Origin of the sequence: Streptomyces capoamus (assembly GCF_014654935.1) — a bacterium.
Taxonomy (GTDB): domain Bacteria; phylum Actinomycetota; class Actinomycetes; order Streptomycetales; family Streptomycetaceae; genus Streptomyces; species Streptomyces capoamus.
Window position 1 is genome coordinate 57,438 of the sequence record NZ_BNBF01000003.1, and the last position, 4,696, is coordinate 62,133.

Consider the following 4,696-nt stretch of genomic DNA (forward strand, 5'->3'; position numbering starts at 1 on the left):
TTCACCGCTTCCGGTGCACCCCAGCCGCTCGGTCCCGCCGCTTGCGGTGCACCCCAGCCGCCCGGTTCCGCCGCTTGCGATGCACCCCAGCCGCCCGGTTCCGCCGTGCCCGTCCCGGGCCACTCCACCGCGTGTCCCGCACGTTCCAGGCCTGGACTACGGGGCGGTGCGGTCATCCCGCCGTCCGGGAGCGGTACTTGCCGGCTCGTCGGATCCGACGGCGAGGCCGGCGAGGCCGGCGAGGCCGGCGAGGCGGGTGAGCCGGCCGGCAGCTCGGCCACCGCGCGGGCGCCCGACTCGAGGGCCTCGGGCCGCTGGGCGGCCGGCAGGGCCTGCCGCTCGCCGCTCGGAAGGGCGGGTACCTCGGCAGTGGCGGGCAGCGCCCGGACGTCCCGCTCGTCCCCGCCGCTGCCGCGCAGCGCGCCCAGCGGGTTCCACGAACGACCGGCCGGCAGGGGCGGTTCGGGAAGCCGGTCGGCCGGCAGTACGGCCGGGACGGTCGGGCCGAGCTTGGCGCGGGCCGTGTCGAACCACTGCCGGGCGACCTCGTCGAGCCCCGGATCCGGACGCCGGCCCGCCCGCTTGGCCAGCGGGACACCACGGGAGCGCGTGCGGGCGGCCATCGCCCGGGTCGCGTTGAAGTTCCCGGTGGCGTTCTCGGCCTGGTCGTAGAGGGACGCGATCCGCTGCCGAACCTCGTCGTGGTTCTCCGGCGCCATGGAAGACGTGCTCCTTCCTTGCCCCACAGGGCAGTTGAGCGGCTCGCCGGGACAGAGCCGGGCGGCGGCCTCGCGTCAACCTAGCCAACGTGTGTGCCTCGTGTGAAGGTTGAGGTGTGAAATGTCCGATACGTATTCGTGATGTTCGCTGGGGCGTTCGACAGGGAAAGAGCCGGGGTCATGGTTTCCTGTGAGATCCCGGTGAATTCGCGATTCCGTTGAACACCGTGGCTCCGGTCTCCGTATGAAGCCGGGGAACTCCATGCCCGACCGGCGCTCACACACAGGGGACGACCTTGGTACGCAACAGCCGCAGACGCCCGACCCGCGCACGACGCGCGACCCTCGCCGCGGTCTCCCTGATGCTGGGCGGCGCCGGGCTGGTCGCGGCGAACGTCTACGCCTCGGCCAGCGAGGGCTGGGGTGACGGTTCCGGTGCGGGCACCACCGGACAGCTCCGTTCCACGGCCATGGCGACCATCGACTGCCCCGACGTCGGCAGCCGGCTGACGGCCGTACCGGACGCGGCCCGCGCGGACGTCGACCGCGAACTCGCCGAGCTCGACCGGCAGACGGCGGCGGCCTACCAGCAGCTCCAGCAGGCCGGGAAGGCCGGCGGCCCGGACTCCGGTTCCCTCGACACCGCGATCACGCAGCCGCTGAAGGAGCGGCGGTCCGCGTCCCTCGGGCGGATCGCCGACGCCATCGACCGGGCGGGGCGGCGCCCGCAGGGGCTGGAATCCCTGGCCGCCTGCACGCTGCGTCCCGGCGACACCGGCGAGGCCACCGGCACACCGGCCGGCGACGGCGGACAGGGCGGCACCGGCCCGGCGCCGAGCGGTACGGGTCAGAGCGGCAACGGCCCGGGCGGCGCGGGGCAGGCGGGCAACGGGCCCGTCGTCTCCGACTACGCCGACATCACCGCCGTACAGCCCGACGCGCAGGCGCCGCCACTGCAGGCCGGTGCCTCCCGAGGCACCTTCACCTCCGACTGCGGGGTGAACGCGAACGGCCTGTTCAACTCGGACAACGTCATCGTCGCACCCGGCGTCTCCAACGGCGCCCACCACTTCCACGACTACGTCGGCAACCAGGCGAACGACGCCTTCGCGAGCGACGAGGACCTGGCGCGGGCCGGCACCAGCTGCGCGGACCAGGGCGACAAGTCCTCGTACTACTGGCCGGTGCTGCGCCTGCAGAACGGCACCCGGGAACGGGACGCCGGGGCGCCGGGCGGCGGCACGGAGGGCAACGCGGGCCGGATCGTCACGCCCAAGCAGGTGACGCTGACCTTCGTCGGCAATCCGCGCGGCGAAGTCACCGCCATGCCACGCCTGCTGCGCATCATCACGGGTGACGCCAAGGCCTTCGTGAACGGTCCCGGCAACGCCAACGCCTCCTGGAGCTGCACCGGTTACGAGGACCGGCAGCTGAAGGACAAGTACCCGCTGTGCCCCCGGGGCAGTGACGTCGTACGCACCTTCCGCTTCCAGAGCTGCTGGGACGGCCGCAACATCGACAGCGCCAACCACCGCACCCACGTGGCCTTCACCGCGGTCGACGGCTCCTGCCCCGCGGGCTTCCGGCCCATCCCGCAGCTGGTGCAGCGCATCGTCTACGACGTCGACGCGCCGAGCCTCGCGGACGGCGGCCGGACGGTCCCGCTGTTCGCGGTGGACTCGTTCCCGGAACAGCTGCACAAGCCCGTCACCGACCACGGGGACTTCATCAACGTCTTCGACGAGGACCTGATGCGCGAGATGGTCGACTGCATCAACTCGGGCCGCACCTGCGGCCGTCCGGGCGGTGACGACTCCGGTACGACGGCGGCTCCGACCTCGGCTCCGACCGCGAGTCCGACTTCGGCTCCCCCGGTGAGCCCCGCCACGAGCCCGACCTCCGCCGCCCCCGGTGACGCCTCCACGGGACAACCCGGTGACGGCGGGGCCGGGCAGCCCGGCGACGGCGGCGCCGCCGCGTCCACGCCGCCCGCGGCCTCCCGGTCCGCCGCCGAGGCGCCCCGCCTCGACGTGACGACCTCACCGGCCCGCACCACCAAGCACGACACGGACGACAAGGCCGCCCCGGCCGGGCCCGCCACCCACCGCGCCACACCGGCGCGTTCGGCGCCGGACCGGCCGACGCCCCCGCCGTCCGCCCCCGTCTCCTCCGCCCCCGCCTCCTCCGCTGCCGGTCAGGGCACCGCCGCGGCCCTCGCTCCGCCGTCGTCCGCCCGGCCCGAACCCCAGGCCGGCCAGGGTGCCCTGGCGAGCACGGGCGCCCATCTGTGGCCCGGCGCCCTCGGCACGCTGCTCGCCCTGTCCGGGCTGTTCATGCTGGTGCGGGCCCGACGCCTGCGCTACTGACCCCCACGGGGTGGGGCCCGCCGTACGGTCACGGCGAGCCCCACCCTTGTGGGAGCGCTCCCAGTCCGCGCAGTATGCGGGTATGCCAACCTCCCCCGGGGCCGCCGGGATACGGCCCTACCGTCCCGCCGACCGCGACGCCGTCGCCGACGTCTGCGTCCGCACCGCGCACCTGGGGGGCGACTCCCGGGCGCTCCACCCCGACCAACGCCTCGTGCCGGCGCTCTTCGCCGAGCCCTACTGCCACTTCGACCCGGACCTCGCCTTCGTCCTGGACGACGGCACGGGCCGGGCCGTGGGCTACGTCGTCGGCACCGCCGACACCGGGCGCTTCGTCGAGGACTTCCGGCGGGACTGGATCCCACGGCTCGCGGCCCGCTTCCCGGAACCCGCCGGGCCGCCCCTGACGCCCACCGAGGAGATGGTCCGGCTCCTGCACCACCCGGAACGGATGCTGGTCCCCGAACTCGCCGGCTACCCGGCCCATCTGCACATCGACCTGCTGCCGCCCTGGCAGCGGCGGGGCCACGGCCGACGGCTGATGCGCACCTTCCTGGACGCCCTGCGCGCACAGGGCGTCCGGGCGGTCCACCTCGGCATGGTCACCGCCAACACCGCGGCCCGCGCGTTCTACGACCGGGTCGGTTTCCACCCGGTCCCGGTCGCGGACGCCGGCCCGCTCACCTACCTCGGCCGGTCCACCGACCCGGACCGCACCGCACCGGACCGGACCGACCCCGACTGACCCCGGCCGGGCGGCGGGGCATCAGGCCAACCGGAGGGTTCGCTTGGCGAGTTCGTACGCCGGCCGCATCTCCTCGTGCTCCTGGGTGTCCATGCCGCCCAGGTGCAGCACGACCGGGCCGTCGGGCGTGCCGACCGCGAAGGCGCTCTCCTTCTTGGTCTCGTCCAGCAGCTTGCTGGTGTAGAGGTACTCCACCTCGACCGCGTCGACGCCGCCACCGGTTCTGAAGGTGTGGTACTTCGCCTTGCTGACGTTGTCCTCGGCGGCGACGAACGCGCGCAGCACACCGGCCGCGTCCGCGTTGCCGGGCTTGCCGGTCCACACCCGCAGGAAGCCGATGTTGCCGGCCGGCTTGGCGTCGATCTCGCAGGCCGCGGTGACCGGTCCCTGCCGGAGGAGGGCGTCGGCGACGGCCCCGGCGAGATCGTCGTCCCCGCCCGCGGCGGACGTGGACGGTTCCTTCCCGGCGTCGACGGACTTCGCCTTCCAGTGCTCGGCCACGGCGAAGCTGACGGGCAGTTCGCAGGCCGAACCGGCCGCGCCGATCGTGCCGCCGCGCGCCGCCGTACGCTTGCCGTCCGCGCCGCCGGCCGTCGCGTCCCCGGCGTCCGCCGACGCGCTCGCCGGCTTCTTCCCGTCGCCGTCCGCCGACCCCGCACAGCCGCCGAGCAGCGCGACGAGCGCCGCGACCATCGCACGGCTCCCGAGCGTCCCCACCCTGACCTGCACTGCCGCCTCCCCTTCGGTCCGAGGGCCGTCACTGTAGCCGAGGGCGCCGGCCACGCCGAACGGGCATGCGGCCCAGCGGGCGCGGGTCAGCGCGCCGGACGCCGGGCGAGGACGAACAGGTGCGGCTCGGGCACGGC

Annotated in this window: 3 protein-coding genes and 1 pseudogene; 2 read left to right on the forward strand and 2 right to left on the reverse strand. The window is 74.6% G+C overall.

What is annotated here, in order from left to right; translation table 11 throughout:
- Positions 1 to 719 (reverse strand): annotated as a pseudogene (locus tag IE312_RS06165) (hypothetical protein); the annotation flags it as partial.
- A gap of 362 nt (positions 720 to 1,081) precedes the next feature.
- Between IE312_RS06165 and IE312_RS06170 the strand changes: the two are divergent.
- A complete protein-coding gene (locus IE312_RS06170; RefSeq protein ID WP_189979737.1) occupies positions 1,082 to 3,085 on the forward strand; it encodes a DUF1996 domain-containing protein in 2,004 nt (667 codons plus the stop codon).
- Between the two features lie 82 nt (positions 3,086 to 3,167).
- On the forward strand, positions 3,168 to 3,830 hold the full coding sequence (locus IE312_RS06175) for a GNAT family N-acetyltransferase (protein WP_189979089.1): 663 nt from the start codon (positions 3,168 to 3,170) through the stop codon (positions 3,828 to 3,830).
- A 21-nt stretch (positions 3,831 to 3,851) separates the two neighbouring features.
- On the opposite strand, the gene IE312_RS06180 is transcribed toward IE312_RS06175, so the two are convergent.
- Positions 3,852 to 4,523: a lipoprotein gene (locus IE312_RS06180; RefSeq protein ID WP_189979090.1), complete on the reverse strand. Its 672-nt coding sequence runs from the start codon at positions 4,521 to 4,523 to the stop codon at positions 3,852 to 3,854.
- Positions 4,524 to 4,696 lie beyond the last annotated feature (173 nt).

Coding starts and splice junctions, on each gene's coding strand:
- IE312_RS06170 (WP_189979737.1), top strand. CDS start 1,082: ATGCTGGGCGGCGCCGGGCTGGTCGCGGCGAACGTCTACGCCTCGGCC.
- IE312_RS06175 (WP_189979089.1), top strand. CDS start 3,168: ATGCCAACCTCCCCCGGGGCCGCCGGGATACGGCCCTACCGTCCCGCC.
- IE312_RS06180 (WP_189979090.1), bottom strand. CDS start 4,523: ATGGTCGCGGCGCTCGTCGCGCTGCTCGGCGGCTGTGCGGGGTCGGCG.